The organism is Escherichia marmotae (genome assembly GCF_002900365.1).
Classification (GTDB): domain Bacteria; phylum Pseudomonadota; class Gammaproteobacteria; order Enterobacterales; family Enterobacteriaceae; genus Escherichia; species Escherichia marmotae.
In genome coordinates this window covers 1,569,831-1,592,198 of record NZ_CP025979.1, presented here as the reverse complement: position 1 = coordinate 1,592,198, position 22,368 = coordinate 1,569,831, and the positions used below count along the sequence as shown (strand labels likewise).

At 50.8% G+C, this 22,368-nt stretch carries 21 protein-coding genes; 7 read left to right on the top strand and 14 right to left on the bottom strand.

The window, feature by feature from the left end; translation table 11 throughout:
* Window positions 1–94: 94 nt before the first annotated feature.
* From glnQ to rhtA, 5 genes are all read right to left on the bottom strand, one after another.
* Window positions 95–817, bottom strand: a complete 723-nt coding sequence (gene glnQ, locus C1192_RS08280) for a glutamine ABC transporter ATP-binding protein GlnQ (protein WP_000569100.1) — start codon at window positions 815–817, stop codon at window positions 95–97.
* Window positions 814–1,473, bottom strand: coding sequence for a glutamine ABC transporter permease GlnP (gene glnP / locus C1192_RS08275; RefSeq protein WP_001159054.1), 660 nt, complete (start codon window positions 1,471–1,473; stop codon window positions 814–816). Before glnP ends, glnQ begins: the two co-directional genes overlap by 4 nt.
* Window positions 1,474–1,581: 108 nt before the next feature.
* On the bottom strand, window positions 1,582–2,328 hold the full coding sequence (glnH, locus tag C1192_RS08270) for a glutamine ABC transporter substrate-binding protein GlnH (protein WP_001516049.1): 747 nt from the start codon (window positions 2,326–2,328) through the stop codon (window positions 1,582–1,584).
* A 402-nt stretch (window positions 2,329–2,730) separates the two neighbouring features.
* Window positions 2,731–3,234: a DNA starvation/stationary phase protection protein Dps gene (gene dps / locus C1192_RS08260; protein WP_000100800.1), complete on the bottom strand. Its 504-nt coding sequence runs from the start codon at window positions 3,232–3,234 to the stop codon at window positions 2,731–2,733.
* A gap of 299 nt (window positions 3,235–3,533) precedes the next feature.
* Window positions 3,534–4,421, bottom strand: a complete 888-nt coding sequence (rhtA, locus tag C1192_RS08255; RefSeq protein ID WP_001119539.1) for a threonine/homoserine exporter RhtA — start codon at window positions 4,419–4,421, stop codon at window positions 3,534–3,536.
* A gap of 233 nt (window positions 4,422–4,654) precedes the next feature.
* Between rhtA and C1192_RS25105 the strand changes: the two genes are divergently transcribed.
* The 3 genes from C1192_RS25105 to C1192_RS08245 all read left to right on the top strand — a co-directional run bounded on the left by C1192_RS25105 (window position 4,655) and on the right by C1192_RS08245 (window position 6,737).
* Entirely contained in the window at window positions 4,655–4,720 is a 66-nt protein-coding gene (locus C1192_RS25105) for a protein YliM (protein WP_120795379.1), read from the top strand.
* A gap of 52 nt (window positions 4,721–4,772) precedes the next feature.
* The gene (gene ompX / locus C1192_RS08250; RefSeq protein ID WP_038354527.1) at window positions 4,773–5,288 is read left to right on the top strand and encodes an outer membrane protein OmpX; all 516 of its coding nucleotides are present in this window, start codon (window positions 4,773–4,775) and stop codon (window positions 5,286–5,288) included.
* Between the two features lie 120 nt (window positions 5,289–5,408).
* Entirely contained in the window at window positions 5,409–6,737 is a 1,329-nt protein-coding gene (locus C1192_RS08245) for an IS4-like element IS4 family transposase (RefSeq protein WP_103194787.1), read from the top strand.
* Window positions 6,738–6,774: 37 nt separating this feature from the next.
* Here C1192_RS08245 and opgE read toward each other — a convergent pair whose 3' ends face one another.
* Window positions 6,775–8,358, bottom strand: a complete 1,584-nt coding sequence (gene opgE, locus C1192_RS08240; RefSeq protein WP_038355208.1) for a phosphoethanolamine transferase — start codon at window positions 8,356–8,358, stop codon at window positions 6,775–6,777.
* A gap of 267 nt (window positions 8,359–8,625) precedes the next feature.
* Window positions 8,626–8,754, bottom strand: coding sequence for a manganase accumulation protein MntS (gene mntS / locus C1192_RS08235; RefSeq protein ID WP_001001759.1), 129 nt, complete (start codon window positions 8,752–8,754; stop codon window positions 8,626–8,628).
* A 185-nt stretch (window positions 8,755–8,939) separates the two neighbouring features.
* Here mntS and mntR point away from each other — a divergent pair, with 185 nt between their 5' ends.
* Together mntR and C1192_RS08225 are read left to right on the top strand one after the other, a co-directional pair.
* Window positions 8,940–9,407 (top strand): manganese-binding transcriptional regulator MntR, encoded by a 468-nt coding sequence (mntR, locus tag C1192_RS08230; protein WP_000091026.1) that lies wholly within the window; start codon window positions 8,940–8,942, stop codon window positions 9,405–9,407.
* Window positions 9,404–10,522: an anion transporter gene (locus C1192_RS08225; RefSeq protein ID WP_038355207.1), complete on the top strand. Its 1,119-nt coding sequence runs from the start codon at window positions 9,404–9,406 to the stop codon at window positions 10,520–10,522. Before mntR ends, C1192_RS08225 begins: the two co-directional genes overlap by 4 nt.
* A 57-nt stretch (window positions 10,523–10,579) precedes the next feature.
* Here C1192_RS08225 and ldtB read toward each other — a convergent pair whose 3' ends face one another.
* Window positions 10,580–11,500 carry a L,D-transpeptidase gene (gene ldtB, locus C1192_RS08220; RefSeq protein ID WP_001056379.1) on the bottom strand — a complete coding sequence of 307 codons (921 nt, stop codon included), beginning with the start codon at window positions 11,498–11,500 and terminating at the stop codon, window positions 10,580–10,582.
* A 218-nt stretch (window positions 11,501–11,718) separates the two neighbouring features.
* Here ldtB and C1192_RS08215 point away from each other — a divergent pair, with 218 nt between their 5' ends.
* Window positions 11,719–13,311: an ABC-F family ATPase gene (locus C1192_RS08215; protein ID WP_000961451.1), complete on the top strand. Its 1,593-nt coding sequence runs from the start codon at window positions 11,719–11,721 to the stop codon at window positions 13,309–13,311.
* 221 nt (window positions 13,312–13,532) lie between these two features.
* On the opposite strand, the gene C1192_RS08210 is transcribed toward C1192_RS08215, so the two are convergent.
* The 4 genes from C1192_RS08210 to C1192_RS08195 all read right to left on the bottom strand — a co-directional run bounded on the left by C1192_RS08210 (window position 13,533) and on the right by C1192_RS08195 (window position 19,241).
* On the bottom strand, window positions 13,533–14,792 hold the full coding sequence (locus tag C1192_RS08210) for a DUF1479 domain-containing protein (RefSeq protein ID WP_038355206.1): 1,260 nt from the start codon (window positions 14,790–14,792) through the stop codon (window positions 13,533–13,535).
* A 150-nt stretch (window positions 14,793–14,942) separates the two neighbouring features.
* On the bottom strand, window positions 14,943–15,758 hold the full coding sequence (gene ybiV, locus C1192_RS08205) for a sugar-phosphatase YbiV (RefSeq protein WP_038355205.1): 816 nt from the start codon (window positions 15,756–15,758) through the stop codon (window positions 14,943–14,945).
* A gap of 145 nt (window positions 15,759–15,903) precedes the next feature.
* Window positions 15,904–18,336, bottom strand: a complete 2,433-nt coding sequence (locus C1192_RS08200) for a glycyl radical protein (protein WP_000209339.1) — start codon at window positions 18,334–18,336, stop codon at window positions 15,904–15,906.
* 5 nt (window positions 18,337–18,341) lie between these two features.
* Window positions 18,342–19,241 (bottom strand): glycyl-radical enzyme activating protein, encoded by a 900-nt coding sequence (locus tag C1192_RS08195; RefSeq protein WP_038355204.1) that lies wholly within the window; start codon window positions 19,239–19,241, stop codon window positions 18,342–18,344.
* Between the two features lie 128 nt (window positions 19,242–19,369).
* On the opposite strand from C1192_RS08195, the gene fsa reads away from it, so the two are divergent.
* Window positions 19,370–20,032, top strand: a complete 663-nt coding sequence (fsa, locus tag C1192_RS08190; RefSeq protein ID WP_001516055.1) for a fructose-6-phosphate aldolase — start codon at window positions 19,370–19,372, stop codon at window positions 20,030–20,032.
* A 187-nt stretch (window positions 20,033–20,219) separates the two neighbouring features.
* On the opposite strand, the gene moeB is transcribed toward fsa, so the two are convergent.
* Window positions 20,220–20,969: a molybdopterin-synthase adenylyltransferase MoeB gene (moeB, locus tag C1192_RS08185; protein WP_038355203.1), complete on the bottom strand. Its 750-nt coding sequence runs from the start codon at window positions 20,967–20,969 to the stop codon at window positions 20,220–20,222.
* The gene (moeA, locus tag C1192_RS08180) at window positions 20,969–22,204 is read right to left on the bottom strand and encodes a molybdopterin molybdotransferase MoeA (protein ID WP_016248515.1); all 1,236 of its coding nucleotides are present in this window, start codon (window positions 22,202–22,204) and stop codon (window positions 20,969–20,971) included. The genes moeB and moeA overlap by 1 nt, the downstream gene beginning before the upstream one ends.
* Window positions 22,205–22,368: the final 164 nt, after the last annotated feature.

The window sequence follows — 22,368 nt, the reverse complement described above, 5'->3', positions numbered from 1 at the left end:
CAGCGTGAACGCTCCTACAAATTCATGCAATTTCAATAAGTTACTATATATTCTGTAGGACTGATAAGCGTAGCACATCAGGCAATGTGTCTTATTAAGAGACGTGCTGTAAAAATTCCTGCAAACGCTGGCTTGGCGGATTCTTGATCAACACCTGTGGATTGCCATCTTCCGCAATCCGGCCTTTGTCGATAAAGATAAGACGTGAAGCCACTTTTTCGGCAAAACCGATTTCGTGGGTTACGATCACCATCGTCATACCTTCCTCTGCCAGATCCTGCATGACCTTCAGCACTTCATGGCGCAGTTCCGGATCAAGAGCCGATGTCGGTTCATCGAACAACATCATTTTCGGCTTCACCGCCAGCGCACGGGCAATCGCCACACGCTGTTGCTGACCACCAGAAAGCTCGGAAGGGTAGTGATGCGCGCGTTCCGCGAGGCCAACTTTCGCCAGCAGTTCACGCGCCAGTTTTTCTGCGTCTTCTTTGTTTGCACCACGCACGCGCAGCGGGCCAAACATTACGTTTTCAAGCGCAGTCAGGTGCGGGAAGAGGTAAAACTGCTGGAACACCATGCCTGCTTCCTGGCGAATCAGACGCTCGTCAACTTTCGGATCGTTAACCTTCAGGCCATCGACAATCAGATCGCCGGAGGTGATTTCTTCCAGTTTGTTGATGCAGCGCAGCAGGGTCGATTTACCCGAACCGGATGGTCCGATAATCACCACCACTTCGCCCTGGCTAATGTTCAAATCGATATTGTGCAGCACCTGGGTTGGCCCAAAGTGCTTGGAGACGTTTTTAAATTCAATCACAGGATTTTCATCCTTCTTTCCAGACGACGCAGAACAAAGCTCAGCACCAGGGTAATAATCAGATAGAACACCGCTACGGCGCTCCAGATCTCAAGGGCGCGGAAGTTACCGGCAATAATTTCTTGTCCCTGACGGGTCAGTTCCGCCACGCCGATAACAATAAACAGCGAGGTGTCTTTAATGCTGATGATCCACTGGTTGCCCAGTGGCGGCAGCATACGGCGCAGTGCCAGCGGTAAAATCACGTAGCGAATGGTTTCCCAGCGTGAAAGACCGAGCGCCAGCCCGGCTTCACGAAAACCTTTGTGGATTGACAATACCGCTCCACGGGTAATTTCCGCGATGTACGCGCCGGAGTTGATCATGATGGTGACCACCGCCGCAGTAAACGGATCGATACGTAAGTCGTTAAACGCCATCGGCAGGGCGAAGTAGATAAACATTACCTGGACGACGATAGGTGTCCCGCGGATCACTTCAATAAAGACCAGCGCGACGTGGTTGGCTATCCAACCACCGAAGGTGCGTGCAAAACCAGCCGCCAGGCCGATCACCAGGCCGCCAGCCAGACCGAGGACAGAAATCCACAGAGTCATTTTAGCGCCTTCGATCAGAAGCGGAATGGCCGGCCAGATGGCACTCCAGTCAAACTGCATATGTTGTTCCTGTTACCGTGGTGTAAATACCCTGAGCCAGAAGACTGGCTGGGCGAAACGCAGGCCCGGTATGCAAAAGGCCACCGGGCCATAAATTAAAGGCAATAATTATTTCGGCTCAGTACCGAACCATTTTTTGTAGATTTCGTTGTAAGTTCCGTTCTCGCGCAGGGTTTTCAACGCGCCGTTGACCTTGTCACGCAGTTCGTCGCTACCTTTCGGGAACGCAATACCGTATTGCTGAGCTTCCAGGGAGTCACCTACCGCTTTGAACTGGCCGTTACCGGCGGTTTTGATGAAGTACAGAATGTTTGGTGTATCGTGCAAAACAGCGTCTGCGCGGTTGGTGCCCAGTTCCATATAGGCGTTATCGATATTCGGGAACTGACGTAGATCTTTGGTTTTGATGTTAGTTTTTGCGTAATCAACGGAACCCGTGCCGCTCTTCACTGCAACGACTTTACCGTCGAGATCTTTCACGCTTTTCACATCGTTATTGTTGGCTTTTACCATCACCAACAGGCCGCTTTTGTAGTAGCCGTCAGAGAAATCGATCGCTTTTTTACGCTCGTCGGTAATAGTGATGCCCGCCAGTGCCAGATCGATGTTTTTGGTTTGTAATGCCGGAATAATGCCGCTGAAATCCATCGGTTTCAGTTCGTAATCCAACTTCAGTTCTTTAGCAATTGCCGCCCACAGATCGACATCAAAGCCCACGTATTTGTCGCCCTGTTTAAATTCAAACGGAACGAAAGCGGTATCTGTCGCGACAACTAATTTTTTATCCGCGGCATGAGAAGAAACCGCAAAAGCCAGGGTCAGTGCAGCCAGTGAAACTTTTAATACAGACTTCATAGCATTTCCTTTTTTCTATCCACGGGACGATCCCCTGCGTGACATTCATATATATGAAAAAATCGTGCCAGTTTTGCAACCCGTTGATTTTTCGAGATGCGACGAAATCTTACTGCACGATCTATGGGGCAACGCCCCCAGATTGCACCATTCTAGGGCACCAAAGTGGTGCGCTAAAATTGTGCAGTCAGCACAATGATCATTTAGCGTAAATCCTGATGAAAAAACAATCTTTATGTAACGATTGTGTGATGTTGTGGATACAAAAAATTTACTTATTCAGCCGGGGACGGTAGATGAATGCACTAAAAAAGTGCATTAAGAAGGGCAGCAAAGCAAAACGGCCTCCTGTCAGGAAGCCGTTTCATTGCGTACTAAAGTTTTGAACCATCAGCGATGGATTTATTCGATGTTAGATTCGATAAACCACAGGAATTTATCCAGGTCGCGGGAAGCGGCGGTCAGAATATCCGCAGTGTCATCATCTTTTGCTTCCCCGATTGCTTTACGTACGTCATTGGCGACAATCGCGTAACGGTCTGCCAGTTCTTTCAGGTGATCCTGAACGTTGTGGATGTCCAGCGGGTAGCTTTTCAGCGGTGTTTTGCTATTGATAACTTGAGTGGTGCCAAGGGCAACGCCGCCCAGTTGTACCGCACGTTCCGCCATGGTATCCAGGTGATCAATCAGGGCTGTACGGAAGCCATCCAGCATTTCATGTACGGCAATGAAGTTAGCGCCGCGCATATTCCAGTGCGCTTGTTTAGTAATCAAAGAAAGATCAATAAACTGGATAACCTGACGATTCAGCAACTCTACTGTTGCTTTCTTCTCGCTGTCAGAGACATCGTTGCGGGTATAAAGCAGATTGGTCGCTTTTGATTTAACTAATTTAGCGGTACTCATAATTTCATATCCTCTTGATGTTATGTCCCAGCAATTAACGGGATTAAGTATAGCACCGGCTATGTATTTCGCTATTGTGGCTGTTCCTATCGCACTAATAGCGGTAATAAACGTGAAAAATAAAATCTGATATAAATTCAGTAAGTTATATGTAATGATAAGAACGATTCTTATTTATTTGTTCATCAGAAGCTTTCGGAATAAATATGCTTTTGTATAACCGGATATATAAGGCCGTAGCAGGTGAAAAAAAGCGGAATATTCTGCATGGTTATGCATAACCATGCAGAATTGTAAATTTAAGTAATATCTAATTCTTCTATTTTGTTCTCTTTGCGTGCTGTCAGCGTGGAGCCCATTGAAGCGGCAATGATAGCGCCGAGTGCCAGAAGCTGTATCGGCGTCAGCATCTCACCGAGGAAAATCATCCCGGAAATGGCGGCCAGCGCCGGTTCCATGCTCATCAGAGTGCCAAATGTTCGCGTCGGCAAACGGGTGAGGGCAATCATCTCCAGCGAGTAGGGCAGAGCGGTCGAGAGGATTGCGACAGCCAAACCCAATGGAACCACTGCCCAGTGCCAGAGAGCCTCTCCTGCCTGTAACGCGCCAATTGGCACGAAAATTAACGCTGCAATCAGCGAGCCAACTGCCACCGTTGCAGGGCCGTGTTCAGCACCCGCACGTTGCCCACTTAATATGTAGATAGCCCAACAAGCACCGGCACCGAGAGCCAGCGCACAGCCGGTTAAATCGACATGGGAAACATCTTGCCCCAGCGGCAGCAGGAACCACAGACCGAGCACTGCCAGCAAAACCCAAACGAAATCTACTGGGCGACGCGAGGAGAACAGCGCCACCGCCAGTGGTCCGGTGAACTCCAGCGCAACCGCAATTCCCAGTGGTACGGTCTGAATAGAAAGATAAAAAAGATAGTTCATTCCACCCAGCGATACACCGTAAAACAACAGTGGCAACCGTTGTTCTTTGGCAAAACGCAGCCGCCACGGCTTAAAGAAAGCGATAAGAATCAGTGTCCCCAGAGCAAGACGCAGTGCAGTAACCCCGGGCGCGCCAACCAGTGGAAAAAGAGATTTTGCTAATGAGGCTCCACCCTGAATAGATGCCATGGCAACGAGCAATATTAATATCGGTAACCACACCGGCATTTTACGTAATGACCCTGGCATCATTTCTCCCATAAGTTTGTATAGTAAGGTAAAGCGTGGAGTGTACTGGATATACCGCAGGCTGGTTGAGCATTTGTTGAAAAATTTTTCCCCGTTTTGACTAAAATGCGCCAGGATTGATTGACTCATTAGTCTGATGATTAGGAATAATCTGGATGAGTGAGAGTGAAAATATGCGTAATACTTACGCAATTCACTGAAAAAATGATTTAAATTTAGATGGATAGCGGCATGTGGAAACGTTCTGTTACATGAAATGGCCCGTTAGACATCACAAATCGCGAAGAGTTTCCCATTAATTTTTGATATATTTAAAGCTTAGGACTTATTTGAATCACATTTGAGGTGGTTATGAAAAAAATTGCATGTCTTTCAGCACTGGCCGCAGTTCTGGCTTTCACCGCAGGTACTTCCGTAGCTGCTACTTCTACCGTTACTGGTGGTTATGCTCAGAGCGACGCTCAGGGCAAAATGAACAAAATGGGCGGTTTCAACCTGAAATACCGCTATGAAGAAGACAACAGCCCGCTGGGTGTGATCGGTTCTTTCACTTACACTGAAAAAAGTCGTACTAACAGTGCAGGTGATTACAACAAAACCCAGTACTACGGCATCACCGCAGGTCCGGCATACCGTATCAATGACTGGGCGAGCATCTATGGTGTAGTCGGTGTTGGTTACGGTAAATTCCAGGATACTAACTACCCGACCTTCAAACACGACACCAGCGACTACGGCTTCTCCTACGGTGCGGGTCTGCAGTTCAACCCAATCGAAAACGTTGTTCTGGATTTCTCTTACGAGCAGAGCCGTATTCGTAACGTTGACGTAGGCACCTGGATTGCCGGTGTTGGTTACCGCTTCTAATCACTTCGGTGATATAAAAAATCCGCCTCTCGGGGCTAATGCCGATCAGTTAAGGATCAGTTGACCGATCCAGTGGCTGTGTAAGAATCCGGAAACGCTCACTCGTTTCCGGATTTTTTTATGCTCATTGGACAGGCCCTTGATTTGGTATCCCGTTACGATTCTCTGCGTAACCCACTGACTTCTCTGGGGGATTACCTCGACCCCGAACTCATCTCTCGTTGCCTTGCCGAATCAGGTACTGTAACGCTACGCAAGCGCCGTCTTCCCCTCGAAATGATGGTCTGGTGTATTGTTGGCATGGCGCTTGAGCGTAAAGAACCTCTTCACCAGATTGTGAATCGCCTGGACATCATGCTGCCGGGCAATCGCCCCTTCGTTGCCCCCAGTGCCGTTATTCAGGCCCGCCAGCGTCTGGGAAGTGAGGCTGTCCGCCGCGTGTTCACGAAAACAGCGCAGCTCTGGCATAACACCACGCCGCATCCGCACTGGTGCGGCCTGACCCTGCTGGCCATCGATGGTGTGTTCTGGCGCACACCGGATACACCAGAGAACGATGCAGCCTTCCCCCGCCAGACACATGCCGGGAACCCGGCGCTCTACCCGCAGGTCAAAATGGTCTGCCAGATGGAACTGACCAGCCATCTGCTGACGGCTGCAGCCTTCGGCACGATGAAGAACAGCGAAAATGAGCTTGCTGAGCAACTTATAGAACAAACCGGCGATAACACCCTGACGTTAATGGATAAAGGTTATTACTCACTGGGACTGTTAAATGCCTGGAGCCAGGCGGGAGAACACCGCCACTGGATGATCCCTCTCAGAAAGGGAGCGCAATATGAAGAGATCAGAAAACTGGGTAAAGGCGATCATCTGGTGAAGCTGAAAACCAGCCCGCAGGCACGAAAAAAGTGGCCGGGGCTGGGAAATGAGGTGACAGCCCGCCTGCTGACCGTGACGCGCAAAGGAAAAGTCTGCCATCTGCTGACGTCGATGACGGACGCCATGCGCTTCCCCGGAGGAGAAATGGCGGATCTGTACAGTCATCGCTGGGAAATCGAACTGGGATACAGGGAGATAAAACAGACGATGCAACTGAGCAGGCTGACGCTGAGAAGTAAAAAGCCGGAGCTTGTGGAGCAAGAGCTGTGGGGTGTCTTACTGGCTTATAATCTGGTGAGATATCAGATGATTAAAATGGCAGAACATCTGAAAGGTTACTGGCCGAATCAACTGAGTTTCTCAGAATCATGCGGAATGGTGATGAGAATGCTGATGACATTGCAGGGCGCTTCACCGGGACGTATACCGGAGCTGATGCGCGATCTTGCAAGTATGGGACAACTTGTGAAATTACCGACAAGAAGGGAAAGAGCCTTCCCGAGAGTGGTAAAGGAGAAGCCCTGGAAATACCCCACAGCCCCGAAAAAGAGCCAGTCAGTTGCTTAACTGACTGGCATTACCTCTCGGGGCGGATTTTTTTGTCTCAAGATTTGGGATCGAATATATCGGTTCCGAGATGGTTGTAATCCACCTTCTGTAACTGGAAGTTTGTGATGTATATCGGCCCGGCTTTCTTTTCAGAAATAAACGGGTATTTGATGTTAATTTCCTTCGCTTTTATCCCCGTCCACTGTGAGAAAAAGCCTAAGAAGTCATTGGCTGAACGGCGTGCTTTAATTACCCGATGCGCTTTATCGTCGCTTGAAATGACCATAAAAGGCACCTGGAAATTTTGCTGATATTTATCGTCGTGAGCCAGATACTGGACTTCTTTACCGCGTTCCTTAAAGGCCAGACCGTGGTCAGAAAAGTAAACCATAGAGAAACTGTTACCGCTGTTGCGTAACTGGTCATAAAGTTTGCGCAGTAAGTCGTCCGTTTGCGTCATGGTGTAGAGATAGCATGACGTTTCTTTCGATTGTACGAAGGTTTCGTATTTGCCTTGTGTCCGGTCGCAGGCCTGCGGATGTGAGCCCATCAGATGTAAAACAATCAGTTGCGGTTGCGAGTGTTCTTCCGCCAACACCTGAGCGGTCATTTGCAGCAACGCTTCGTCTTTGGTGTTCTTATCGGCTTCAAAATTCCCTTCTTTCAGGAAGTACACTTCATCCGCACGTTTGGCGATGCTGGCGATGGCGGTATCGTATTCACCAATTTGTCCCTGATTGGAAAACCACCATGTCTGAAAACCCGCGCGGTTGGCAAGGGTGACAAAGTTATCCTGAAACTGTGGCTTGCCATCGACCACGCGGTTAAGCGTTAAGCCGAGCGATTTTTGCGTGGAACCACTGGCGGCAATGTAATCGGCAAAAATCAGGCCGTTAACACTGCTGGCAAACGGGGTGTTGTTCCAGTGGCCGCCAAAGGCACCAAGCGCGTCGCGCCGCGCACTTTCACCGATCACCACCACATAAGTGTGGTATTTCGGCTTAACTGCCGTAATCGTCCAGGTGTCTTTCATCCCGGAAAGTTTCGCCATCCGTTCTTGCTCTTCAATTACCTCGTTATTGTTAACGATGACATCCTTAGCAAAACGAAATACCGGATAGCCAGTATCTTTCAGTTTAAATACGCCGCCCCAGGCCAGGTTTTGAACCGGAGCGACAAAAAATGTCGCCACACTGAATACCAGGCACAGGCTGTCGAATTTATTCCAGCGCGCTTTTTCACTCTCTTTTTTTCGCCGGACAGCAATCACGCCGAGCGCAAAAATAAATAAGCCGACCAGATAGCTGTACCACGGAAAAATCGTCAGGATTTCAGTCGACTCTTCCATATTTGTGGAGTGCAATGCCAGCAATGTATTGAAGTTAGGCGCGCCGTAGGCCTGAGCAAAGGGGAAATAACAAGCTGCCACTAACGAACTGACGCCGATCAGGACTTTTTGCACGCGAGGCAATGTCCGCCATAGCAAAAGCAAAATAGCCGTAAACGCGGCGGTGTAGAGCAAACTGAAGGGATAGCCTAAGCTGAGATTAATTAATAGCGACTGTAAAAAGTAGAACGCAGTCCACGGGCTAAATACCCGGCTACGGGTAACAAGCGATTCTTTGAGGGTTAAATTCATATGCCACTATCGTAACAAACGCCATGTGCTCACCCTGGCGTCAAGGGTCAATACCTGCAAGAGTGCGAGAAGAGAGTGGAGTGGTCCGCATCCGCGAGCCGCAATATACGCAGGGCTGCAAGAAGATAGAGCGAGCCGCCGCTCAGGTCAACTACTGACGAAAAAATCTTTTGCGAAGAGGATAGCAAATCCGACAAAAAGTGGGGTTTTTCAAGCCAAACAATGTTTCTGCTAAAAGCTGGAGTGAAGCGGCGTACCGCGACGCCGCTATTTATTGGAGGGTTTATCTTGCTGCGGTTTGTTGTTGACCATATCGCACAACATCGAGAGCAGCATTAACCGCACTTTAAAGGGGGAGTAACTAAACACGCGTATACACCTCTTGAACTCATTCATAAGACCTCCTGACTTGCTAATCCCGTCGATCCATGAGGGATGATTGCATTACATACAGATATAGCACAGGCTATATTATATAGCTATTGCTAAAACGTTAAATTTTTGTGCCTTCACAACTCTGGTTTACAATGTGCGCACGAAATGAGAGCGCTATATATGTGTCACCATAATGAGGAAGCACAATGAGTCGTCGCGCAGGTACGCCAACAGTAAAAAAAGTGACGCAGTTAGTGAACGTGGAAGAGCACGTTGAAGGGTTTCGCCAGGTCAGAGAGGCACATCGTCGCGAGCTTATCGACGATTACGTTGAGCTGATTTCTGATTTGATTAGAGAAGTGGGAGAAGCACGTCAGGTTGATATGGCCGCCCGTCTGGGCGTCTCTCAACCGACGGTGGCTAAAATGCTCAAGCGGCTGGCAACAATGGGGCTAATTGAAATGATCCCCTGGCGAGGCGTGTTTTTGACTGCGGAAGGGGAAAAGCTGGCGCAGGAAAGCCGTGAGCGGCATCAGATTGTCGAAAATTTCTTGCTGGTGTTGGGCGTCAGCCCGGAAATCGCCCGTCGTGACGCGGAAGGTATGGAACACCATGTCAGTGAAGAGACGCTGGACGCCTTTCGTTTGTTTACCCAGAAACACGGTGCCAAATGAGCCTGCCTTTTTTACGCACGATACAAGGCGATCGCTTTTTTCAGTTATTAATTCTTGTTGGTATCGGATTAAGTTTTTTCGTTCCTTTCGCACCAAAGTCCTGGCCTGGCGCTATCGACTGGCACACCATCATCACCTTAAGTGGCCTGATGCTGCTGACCAAAGGTGTGGAGTTAAGCGGTTATTTTGATGTGCTGGGGCGTAAAATGGTGCGCCGTTTTGCCACTGAACGTCGACTGGCAATGTTTATGGTGCTGGCGGCGGCGCTACTTTCTACGTTTCTGACCAACGATGTTGCGCTGTTCATTGTTGTTCCGCTGACCATTACGCTAAAGAGACTGTGTGAGATCCCGGTTAATCGGTTGATTATATTCGAGGCGCTGGCGGTGAATGCCGGATCGCTGCTGACGCCGATAGGCAACCCGCAAAATATTCTTATCTGGGGACGCTCTGGCCTTTCGTTCGCCGGTTTTATTGCACAAATGGCACCGCTGGCTGGCGTGATGATGCTGACACTATTGCTGCTGTGCTGGTGTTGTTTCCCTGGAAGGGCGTTGCAGTATCATACTGGTACGCAAACGCCGGAGTGGAAGCCGCGACTGGTGTGGAGTTGTCTGGGACTGTATATCGTTTTTCTTACGGCGCTTGAGTTGAAACAAGAGCTATGGGGGCTGGTGATTGTAGCAGCGGGATTTGCGCTGCTGGCACGTCGCGTGGTGTTGAGTGTGGACTGGACGCTGCTGCAGGTGTTTATGGCGATGTTTATCGACGTCCATTTGCTGACCCAACTTCCAGCTTTACAGGGCGTGTTGAGTCACGTGAGTCATTTATCCGAACCCGGATTATGGCTAACGGCAATTGGTTTATCGCAGGTGATCAGTAATGTGCCGGGCACAATTTTGCTGCTGAACTATGTGCCGCCGTCGTTGTTACTGGCCTGGGCGGTAAATGTCGGGGGTTTTGGTTTGTTACCGGGATCGCTGGCAAATTTGATTGCACTGCGTATGGCGAACGATCGTCGTATCTGGTGGCGTTTCCATCTCTATTCGATACCAATGCTGTTGTGGGCGGCGCTGGTAGGATACGTTTTGTTAGTTATGCTCCCGGTTGGATAAGCGCTGGAAAATAAAAAAGGCGGATTATCAGTCCGCCTTTTGCTTAAGTTTTGAAGATTAATTCAGACGAACTGGCATCCCGGAACGGTTTTGAATAGCCTGGTCCAGAACCGCCTGATCAACATCTGGCTGACCGGTCACGGTCTGTACGCTCTTCGTCAGGGTAATTGGTACAATTTCCTGACCTTCAAACTGAGCTTCGGTCGTAGACAGCGGGTTATGGACTTCAATATAACGGCTGCCGTCTGGCTCGGTGGTCGCTTTCACTGGTTCATCAATAAACTGTACGCGCGTACCAACAGGCACTTTCTCGAACAGGAATTTGATATCTTCGTTACGCAGACGCACACAACCGTGGCTTACACGCAGGCCGATACCAAAGTTGGCGTTGGTGCCGTGGATAGCGTACAGGCGACCGATGTACAGAGCGTACAGCCCCATTGGGTTATCCGGACCAGCCGGAACAACAGCCGGAAGCGGTTCGCCTGCTGCACGGTATTCCGCATGCATTTTGGCGGTCGGTGTCCAGGTCGGGCCGGCTTTCTTACGTTCTACTTTGGTGGTCCAGTTGATAGGCGTGTCTTTACCTAACTGACCAATCCCGATCGGCAGCACGATAACGGTGTTAGTCCCTTTCGGATAGTAATACAGACGCATCTCTGCGCTGTTAATTACAATACCTTCATGAACCGTGTCTGGCAGGATCAGTTGCTGCGGAATGTTCAAGACGGTGCCGCCTTTCGGCAGGAAGGTATCCACACCAGGGTTCGCTTCCATCATATTGGAAAGCCCCATCTGATACTCGGCCGCAAAATACTCCAGCGGCTGGGTATTGCCTTCTGGAATGGTGATCACCTGATTCTGACCAACCAGGCGACTCCCGTCGGTTGGCAGAGGATAAGTTACCGCTGACGCGGTACTGCAAAAGCCGACAACAGCGAAGGCCGCTGCGAATAACGTTTTCAATTTCATATTCATGTTAAGCGAGATTTCGTGCCTGCCAGGCCATTAGGTTGAGAATATTAGAGTATTGGAAGCGCATTATATGTTCATTCCTGCTAACAGTGAAATCAGATGTGTACGAAATCACATTTTTTGCCTTTGGGAAGAGTGTAGACCTTAAGCGGCGAGCGGGATCTTCTTTCAGACTTATGGCATAATACGCGGTTTGTCATATCTCTTTTCAGGATACGCCTGTGTTAGTTTCCAGTAACGTCACCATGCAGTTCGGCAGTAAGCCGTTGTTTGAAAACATTTCCGTCAAATTTGGCGGCGGCAACCGTTACGGCCTGATTGGCGCGAACGGTAGTGGTAAATCCACCTTTATGAAGATCCTCGGCGGCGACTTAGAGCCGACGCTGGGCAACGTTTCCCTCGATCCCAACGAGCGCATTGGTAAACTGCGCCAGGATCAATTTGCCTTTGAAGAGTTCACCGTGCTGGATACGGTGATCATGGGGCATAAAGAGTTGTGGGAAGTGAAACAGGAGCGCGACCGCATCTATGCTTTGCCGGAAATGAGCGAAGAAGATGGCTACAAAGTTGCCGATCTGGAAGTGAAATACGGCGAAATGGACGGTTACTCTGCGGAAGCACGCGCCGGTGAGCTGCTGCTTGGCGTGGGTATTCCAGTGGAGCAACACTACGGTCCAATGAGCGAAGTGGCTCCAGGCTGGAAACTGCGTGTGTTGCTGGCGCAGGCGCTGTTTGCCGATCCGGATATTCTCCTGCTCGACGAACCAACCAACAACCTGGACATCGATACCATTCGTTGGCTGGAGCAGGTGCTGAACGAGCGTGACAGCACCATGATCATCATTTCGCACGACCGTCACTTCCTCAATATGGTCTGTACGCACATGGCGGATTTGGATTACGGTGAGCTGCGCGTTTATCCGGGTAACTACGATGAGTACATGACGGCGGCGACCCAGGCACGCGAACGCCTGCTGGCTGATAACGCCAAGAAGAAAGCGCAGATTGCCGAGTTGCAGTCCTTTGTAAGCCGCTTTAGCGCCAACGCGTCGAAATCTCGTCAGGCGACTTCACGTGCGCGTCAGATTGATAAAATCAAACTGGAAGAGGTGAAAGCCTCCAGCCGGCAGAACCCGTTCATTCGTTTTGAGCAGGATAAGAAGCTGTTCCGTAATGCGCTGGAAGTAGAAGGCCTGACTAAAGGGTTTGATAACGGTCCGCTGTTTAAAAATATCAACCTGCTGCTGGAAGTGGGTGAAAAGCTGGCAGTACTCGGCACCAATGGCGTCGGTAAATCGACCCTGCTGAAAACGCTGGTAGGGGATCTGGAACCGGACAATGGTACTGTAAAATGGTCAGAAAATGCGCGTATTGGTTACTACGCACAGGATCATGAATATGAGTTCGATAATGATCTGACCGTGTTTGAATGGATGAGCCAGTGGAAGCAGGAAGGCGATGACGAGCAGGCGGTACGCAGCATTCTCGGTCGTTTGTTGTTCAGCCAGGACGACATCAAAAAGCCTGCTAAAGTACTTTCCGGTGGTGAAAAAGGCCGTATGTTGTTTGGTAAGTTAATGATGCAGAAACCGAATATTCTGATCATGGACGAACCGACCAACCACCTGGATATGGAATCCATCGAGTCGCTGAACATGGCACTGGAACTGTATCAGGGCACGCTGATCTTTGTTTCTCACGACCGTGAGTTCGTAAGCTCCCTGGCGACCCGTATTCTGGAAATCACTCCGGAACGCGTGATCGACTTTAGCGGCAACTACGAAGATTATCTGCGTAGCAGAGGGATCGAGTAAGTTATTGCCCGTCACCCCGATACAGTCGGGGTGACGGCGGCTGAGGACAAACGCAAGATTGCCTGATGCGCTACGCTTATCAGGCCTACGCAGTCCCTGCAATATATTGAATCTGCAAGATTTTGTAGGTCGCATCCGGCATTAACAAAGCGCACGTTGTCAGCTCTCTGAGTAACATCGAACCGACTTCCTTAACCTCACTTCCACTAATCTATCAACTTTCACACGTCCATGCCCAGCGCGCGTTTACCGTGAACGTTCAGATCCTCCAGCGTAAAGCGGCCTTCCCAGTTTGCTTCATAATCTTCACGTGGGAAGTCACCCGGCGAGACGCCTTTTTCCAGTGCCTTTCTGTCCTTGTGCGCATAAGCCCGGTTTTTCTCGCACATCGGCGCGGCGGGAATATACATCACGTTCCCCCAGCCTTGTTGATTGTCTACCGGCGCGACGGAGTGAATCACATCGCAGTGCCACCAGACGGAATCCCCCGCTGTTATTGCCGGAATTGACGTGAGTGCTTTTATCAACAATGGGTGCCATTTCTCTGAAATTGGCAGAACCTTACCAGGCGCGACACCGCACAGCTCGTCGTCCGGTACGTCATCCAGTAACGGACGCAGTAAAACGTATGCCATCGCTTCCGGGATTGGCACCACATGTAATAATCCCTGGCCAGGCAACATATCGGAGAGCGCCGTCCAGCCCTGAAACGTGCGGAACACCGAACATTTGGTGGTGTTATCTACGGTGTATTCTTCTACATCGGTACGATGCGCAGCATCCCACGGATCATAATCATCAAAATTACCGTTGAAAACATTGGCAAAAACGCGCTGATAAGCGGGTAATAACCAGCGTTCCAGAGCACCAGAATCGGTGTGTGCGCCCAGACCTTTGGACGTCGTGCCTGGTGGGCGACGGCGAATTCTGTCCGGATAAATCACGCTGACATCGGGATCAAACCATTGTTTGCCGTTGCTTTCAGATTTCCACAGGCGGTTAAGGAAAGATTGAACCGCAGACATATTGTCGCTCTGCCGCGCTTGCATCTGCGCCTGTGACCAGTAAATGGGATAGATTTCGGGGCGAGAAGCTTCCAGCGAACCGAAAAAACTGTCGCCAGGACCTCTATACACATCATCAAAGTGATTGGCATCAAGGTAGTTGAGCATTGCGCGATCCCACGCCAGCGCCTGCTCACGAGGGAAATGGCCTTTTATTACCGCACAACCGCGGCGCTTAATTTCATTGCGAGTGACATTGTTTACTGTACCGGCTGCAATATCCCTATAAGAGATCTCCGGCCAAACCGGCAATCCTTGTGCTTTCAGGGCATCTATTTCTGCTACACGCGCTTCGATTTTTGCTGAGAGTTTATCGAAGACATGTTGCACATCACCGATCTGCTGTCGCAGCTCCGCTTTCATCTTACGGATAGCCGCTTTCGTATCTGTTGGCAGTGTCTCACAGGTAAAAGTCATATCAACCTCGCATCTTTCATTCGAAAGTAAAAATTATTACGATTGATACTTTAAGTTAAAAATAAGTTAACACAAGATAAAAATCTTGAGTCACTGCACAAAGCGAGAAAAAAGAGAGAGGCCGGAGGGGGCGCTCCGGCCAGGGGAAGATTACTTATTGAAAGGATCTGTGTTATCCAGCACCGCCTGAATCACATTCAGCGCGCCGTCATGATTATTATCATCGGTAGTGTAACGGGCGATGTGTTTAATGTTTTCCGCTGCATTGCCCATCGCAAAAGAATAACGCGCCATTTTCAGCATCTCTGCGTCGTTACCGCTGTCGCCAATTGCCACCACATTTTGCGGCGACAGATCCCAGCGTTTCAGTAACCGTGAAATGCCGTTCGCTTTATGCAGGCCGGGAATAATCAGGTCGATAAACCCAAAGCCACTGGTAACGGGTTTCATTATGCCGTCGAGCGCAACGTGCAGTTTGTCAACTACCTGCGGGATCTGCTCATCCGGCAGGTTAAGTGAAAACTTGAACAGAACATCATCAATGTCCTGATAATCTTTTACCGGTTTCAGGCGATGGTAGTGTTTTGCCATCAATGCAACGAATGATTCAGGGGCATTTTCACTGATGTATGCACTTTGCAGACCGCAGGCAACAAAATTGAGCTGTTTATCTTTCAGCAGTTCACCAATGACAATTCGAGATTCATGCGGGGTCAGTTCGCCGTGGAACAACTGCTTGCCATGTTCGTAGACCAGCGCGCCATTTTCCGCGACAAAAGAGATCTCATTCTTTAGCTCAGGAAAGAAGGAAATGAGCTGGTAATACTGGTTACCGCTGGCGACAACGAACTCGATGCCGCGCTTTTTCAGCTCCTGATATTGCGCCATAAAACGTGCCCGATTGTACGTTTTGGCATCGTTAAGAAAAGTACCGTCCATGTCTGTGACGATAACTTTTACGCTCATATGTGTGCTCCTGGCTCAAAAATGAAACCGTAACAGTGTAATAACAATGTGACGTGGAGCACAAATTATATTTCGAATGAAAGTAAGGGAGAATTGATTATGTGAATGATTTAGCCCGGTAACGACGGCTACCGGGCGGAGAGGACTACAGCATATGTTCGGTACGGGCGATGATATCGTCCTGAGCGTCAGGAGAGAGCGCGGTGAAGAAGGCGGAATAGCCTGCTACACGTACCACCAGATCGCGATACTGATCAGGATGTTTTTTTGCTTCCAGCAGTGTTTCGCGGGAAACGATGTTGTACTGAATATGCCAGCCTTTATGCACTTCGAAGAAGGTACGCAGCAGAACCATCAGCTTCTGCTTGTCGGACTCATTCTCCAGTGTCGCCGGATTCAGTTTCTGGTTGAGCAGTACACCACCGAGAATCGACGCCGTAGGCAGTTTACCTACCGAACCAATCACCGCCGTTGGGCCGAGGTGGTCGGTGCCGGAGGCCGGGCTTGCACCTTCCGCCAGAGGCGTATGTGCTTTACGCCCATCCGGTGTCGCCATCGTCTGTGCACCAAACGGTACGTTCGCGGAGATAGACGACGTACCTGCGTAATAGTTACCGCCAACCGGGCCACGACCGTAGCGCGGATTATGGTACTGCTTCAGTTCATCGATATAGGTCTGATAAGCGCGAGCCAGCAGTGTATCGACGGTATCATCGTCGTTGCCGTACTTCGGCGCGCCATTAATCAGACGCTGACGCAGTTGCTCGTGAGTCAGCCCTTCAAAGTCATCCGCCAGCGCGGCAGCAAGCTGTTGCTGACCAATCGCGCCTTGTTCAAACACCAGTTTTTTCACAGCGGCCAGGCTGTTACCCAGGTTGGCAATACCGACCTGTAAGCCAGAAACCCAGTCATATTTCGCGCCGCCTTGCTTAATACTTTTCGCTCGCTCAATGCAGTCATCCACCAGCGCCGAGCAGAGAATATCGTGTACGTTCTCTTCCAGCATGGTGTCGACGACATATTCGATTTCGATCGATTTGCGCGTGTAGTAACGGATTTGTGTATCCCACGCGTCCATGACTTCATCGAAGTTGTTGAAGTTACCCGCTGACAACGCTTTTTCTTGTGGCAGGAACACTTTGCCGCTGGTGGCATCACGACCACCTTCCAGCGCCGCCAGCATTACGCGGGCGAAGTTGATAAAGCTCATGCCGGTGCAGCGATAGCCCCATTTGCCGCCGACGGCAGTTTCGATACAGCCAATTGCCGCGTAATCGTAAGCGTCCTTCGGTTCAATACCGAGTTTAATAAATTCCGGGATCACGATTTCATCGTTGTTAAATGCCGGCATCCCGAAGCCACAGCGGATCACTTGCACGCAGGCATCGAGGAAATCGTTACTCATTCCCGCGTGGTAACGCACGCTGAGGTTAGGCTGAGTTGAACGCAGGCGACCACAGGATTCGAGGATTGCGTAGGAGAGCGGATTCACCGCATCCATCGGCTGACCATCAACCAGGTTTTGCCCACCGATGGTGACGTTCTGATACAGCGGGCTACCGGCAGAGGCTTTGGAGTGCGAACCGGAGCGGATTTTGTTCACTTCCAGCAACTTCAGCCAGCAGCTATGCAGCATCTCAATGGCGTGTTCACGATCCAGCGTCTGGTTGAGTTCAACGTCGCGACGATAGTACGGATAGAGATACTGATCCATACGACCAAACGATACCGAGTGACCGTTGGATTCGATCTGCAAAATCAACTGGATGAAATAGCATAATTGCAGCGCTTGCCAGAAAGTCTGCGGTGGCTGGTGGGCGATGAGATCGCAGTTTTCGGCCATTGCCAGCAGTTCATCGCGACGGCTTTCGCGGGTTTCGGTGGCTGCCATTTCACGCGCCAGGGCGGCGAAACGTTCAATGTGTTCACTGACTGCCACCAGCACGATATCAATGGCTTTCAGGAATTGCTCGCCGTGCAAATCTTCCAGTACCGTCAGGTTAATACGCGAGCGGCGCTCCGCCACTTTTTCGCGCAGACCATCAAGCCCTTTTTCCAGCAGCAGCGGGAAATTGACCGCCAGGTGCGCATCGCCGGAGGTCATATTGCCTTCCGCTTTAATGATGCCGGTTGCCAGCAGGCCTTTTTGCTCATCGGTAAACATGCCATAGCAGCGATCCTGTACGGTTTGACCGCGCCACCACGGGCAGACTTCATGTAGAACACGTTTGTTCTCTTCGCTCACCGCAAAACCAGCGCCGGGACGATCCGCCAGATCATCAATCTCTTTTTCGATCCACGACACGGTATATTCCGGGAAGATCGGCGCGGCGCGGACTTCGCTTGCCTGGTTGCCGATGATCAACTCATCGTGTTTGATCCAGATGGTGCGATTAGCCAGGTGATGCGCCAGCGCCAGCGCGCGACGAACCGGGATTGGCTTATCGAGATGTTGTTGATACATCTCGGTATAGTGCTGTGCGCGCTCGGTACAAACCGGTGGTTTCACAATATGTACCAGCGCATTTTTGTGCGCTTTAATGCGGTCGCTGAGCGTATCCAGTTTCAGTGTTGTCATGATTGTTATCCTCGTAAGGTCGCGGTTAACCCTTTCTGGCAGGCATACTGCTGGGCAAAGTCGAGCAGTTCTGGCGCATCAAGCGGTTTTTCCGGGGCGTCATAGGGCAGATTAAGTAAGTGATATTTGTTGATGCCCAGCATGTGGTAGGGCAGGAAATGAATTTCACCAACCTGTAGTTCATCGGCGGCAAAATCGGTAATGGCTTTCACTGCGGTTTCATCGGCATTAAAGCCCTGAATCAGCGGTACGCGGATGATGATTTTTTTCCCCGCCGCCGCAAGTTTTTTCAGGTTATCCAACACTCTGGCGGCGTTACCGTCGGTCCATTGTTTAAACGGCGCGTCGGCAACGTGTTTTAAATCGGCAAGAAACAGATCGATATAAGGCAGGGAAGGCGCGATATATTTCCACGGCACATGCAGACAGGTTTCCACTGCGGTATGAATACCGGCTTCGTGGCTGGCTTGCAGTAACGCCGCCGCCATTTCCGGCTGCATAAACGGCTCCCCGCCAGAAAGCGTTAAACCGCCGCCGCTGCGATCGTAAAACGGTTTGTCGCGCAGGACGGTCGCCATGATCTCCTCTACGTTTTTTGTTTCACCGCATACGGTCAGTGCCTGAGTTGGGCAGCAGTCGGTCAGCGCGCTCAGATGCTCAGGCGTTAACTTTTCACGATGGATAAGTAAACCATTCAGCGCTCGTTCAATCACTTCCGGGGCCGCCTTAGCGCACAGCTCGCAGCCTTCTAGGCACAGACGTGCGTCATACAGCAGATCCTGCGTGCGGGCGCGGCTTTCCGGGTTCTGACACCAGCGGCAGCCCAATGAGCAGCCTTTAAGAAAAACTACGGTGCGGATACCGGGACCGTCGTGGGTCGAGTAGCGTTGAATATTGAAGATCATAGATGCCTCTCTGTTTCGTTCAAACATTAAATAGCTTTCGAATGAAAGTTAAATTGATGTACATCAACTGTTCAGAGGGTTTTTTCGTGATAGTCTGATTTCATACAAAAGTACATTTGAGGATGGCTATGGAACTGTATCTGGATACTTCAGACGTTGCTGCAGTGAAGGCGCTGGCGCGTGTTTTCCCGCTGGCGGGTGTGACCACTAACCCAAGCATTATCGCTGCAGGCAAAAAGCCGCTGGAGGTTGTGCTTCCGGAACTTCACGAAGCGATGGGGGGGCAGGGGCGTTTGTTTGCCCAGGTAATGGCTACCACCGCTGAAGGCATGTTGAACGATGCACGCAAACTGCGTTCTATTATTGCGGATATCGTGGTTAAAGTACCGGTGACCGCCGAGGGGCTGGCAGCCATCAAGATGTTAAAGGCGGAAGGGATCCCAACGTTGGGCACGGCGGTGTATGGCGCGGCGCAAGGTCTGCTGTCAGCGCTGGCGGGTGCGGAATATGTTGCGCCTTACGTGAATCGTATTGATGCCCAGGGCGGAAGTGGTATTCAGACCGTGACCGATTTGCATCAGTTGCTGAAAATGCATGCACCACAGGCGAAAGTGCTGGCGGCGAGTTTCAAAACCCCGCGTCAGGCGCTGGACTGCTTACTGGCAGGATGTGAGTCAATCACGCTGCCGCTGGATGTTGCGCAGCAGATGATTAGCTATCCGGCGGTCGATGCCGCCGTGGCGAAGTTTGAGCAGGACTGGCAGGGGGCGTTTGGCCGGACGTCGATTTAACAGGACGTTCACCATCCTCAAAAATTGATTATGACGTGGCGGAGTGCACCGATGCTTGCCGCGTCTTATCAGGCCTGGAAATCTGCGCCCGAACCGTAGGCCAGATAAGGCGTTCGCGCCGCATCTGGCGTCTGGAGCAAATGCCCATGCGATGCCTGCCGCGTCTTATCAGGACTACAGGCGACAATTACTGTCCGCACACCTCACATCCAGGATTGCGCATCAGCTTCATTTCGCGAAACTGACAGGTCATCGCATCGTACATCACGATTTTCCCATTGGCAGGTTTGCCATAACCTGCCAGCAGTTTGATCGCTTCCATTGCCTGCAACGAACCAATTACGCCGATCAACGGAGCCATTACGCCTGCTTCCACGCAGGTTAACGCGTTTTCGCCAAACAGACGACTCAGGCAACGGTAGCACGGTTCACCATCCTGCCAGGTAAAGACGGTGATTTGACCTTCCATACGAATCGCCGCGCCAGAAACCAGCGGCACCTTTGCGGCAAAACAGCCCGCGTTAAGTTGATTACGCACCGTGACATTATCTGTACAGTCGAGCACCAGATTGTGTTTTGCAATCAACGCAGCAAGTTCAGCGTCGTCAAGCAGCGCATTCACCGGTGTAATCGCGATGTGAGGATTGATTCGCGCCAGTGCGTCACGGGCGGATTCAACCTTCGGTTGCCCGACCGTGGCATCACTGTGTAGTGTCTGACGTTGCAGATTCGAGAGCGAAACGGTGTCAAAGTCGAGCAACGTCAGGTTGCCGATGCCCGCACTTGCCAGATATTGCGATGCTGCACACCCCAGCCCGCCCAGGCCAACGACCAACACGCGAGAATCTTTCAGCGCTTCCTGACCGTCAAAATCAAAACCACGCAGGATGATTTGCCGGTTATAGCGCAGCATCTCCTGATCGCTGAGTTCCGCCATTACAAGCCCCCGAACAACGCGTTAAATGGCTCGACTTCTACCCATTCGCCCGCTTCTACATTTCCGCGATCGCGTTCCAGCACGATAAAACAGTTACCGAGACTAAAAGAACTAAAAATATGCGAACCCTGATGTCCGGTGGTCGACACTTCCAGTTCGCCGTTGGCGTTGCGTTGTAGCACGCCACGCTGGAAATCAAGACGTCCGGGGGATTTCTTCAGTCGAGATACTGTGCGTACGCGCTGACGCGCTGGCAGGCCGCTGGCGGTGTTGCCGCTTAATTTTGCCAGTAACGGTTGTACCAGTTGATAGAAAGTCAGCGTCGCAGAAACCGGGTTGCCCGGCAGGCCACAGAACCAGCTATTAGAGAGTTTGCCGAACGCAAACGGTTTGCCTGGTTTAATCGCCAGTTTCCAGAATGCGATTTCGCCCAGCTCTTCGAGAATGTTTTTGGTGTAATCCGCTTCACCAACCGAAACGCCGCCGGAACTGATCACCACATCCGCCTGACTGTCAGCTTCAATAAATGCCGCACGTAATGCGTTCGGGTCGTCACGGATAATCCCTAAGTTAATTACCTCGCAACCTAACTGTTCCAGCATCAGGTGCACGGCGAGACGGTTGGTATCGTAGATTTGACCATCACCCAGCGGCTGACCGGGTAACTGTAACTCATCACCCGTGGAAAATAGCGCCACACGCACTTTGCGAATCACCGGAACTTCGGCAATCCCCAACGAAGCAATCACGGGCAGTTCGGCGGTAGTCAGGCGAGTACCTGTCGGGAAAACAACTGCTCCCGCGGAGATATCCTCACCGCGTCGACGAATATTTTGCCCGCGACTTACTTCAGCGGTAAAACGTACGCCATTGTCCGTTTGTTCAGTCTGTTCCTGCATTACCACAGCTTCACAGCCTTCCGGCACCGGCGCGCCGGTCATAATACGAATACAGGTGCCAGCAGGCCACTCGCCATGATACGGCTGACCCGCAAACGACTTACCGGCGACGGGCAGTGGTTGACCGGAAGCGACATCGGCTAAACGAACCGCGTAGCCGTCCATTGCGGAGTTATCAAACCCAGGGACATCCAGCGGCGAAGTGACATCGCTTGCCAGAATGCGACCAAAACACTGTACCAGTGGCAGCGTTTCCTGGGGAGTCAGAGGGGTAACGCGAGAAAGCATCTCATTAAGCGCGGTGTCGAGCGGCATCAAACCGGTGGTAAATTCCATGAAAACACTCCTGCGGAGGCAAAATCGAATTTGCTTATTATGTCAGAAAAACGCCCCGGACTGTATGCCACCTCGGGCGTAGCGTGGGTTCCTGCCTTTACATGCCATATACATCTTTCTATATTCAAAAATTGAATGAGTAATTCATAAAAATTCTGATATTT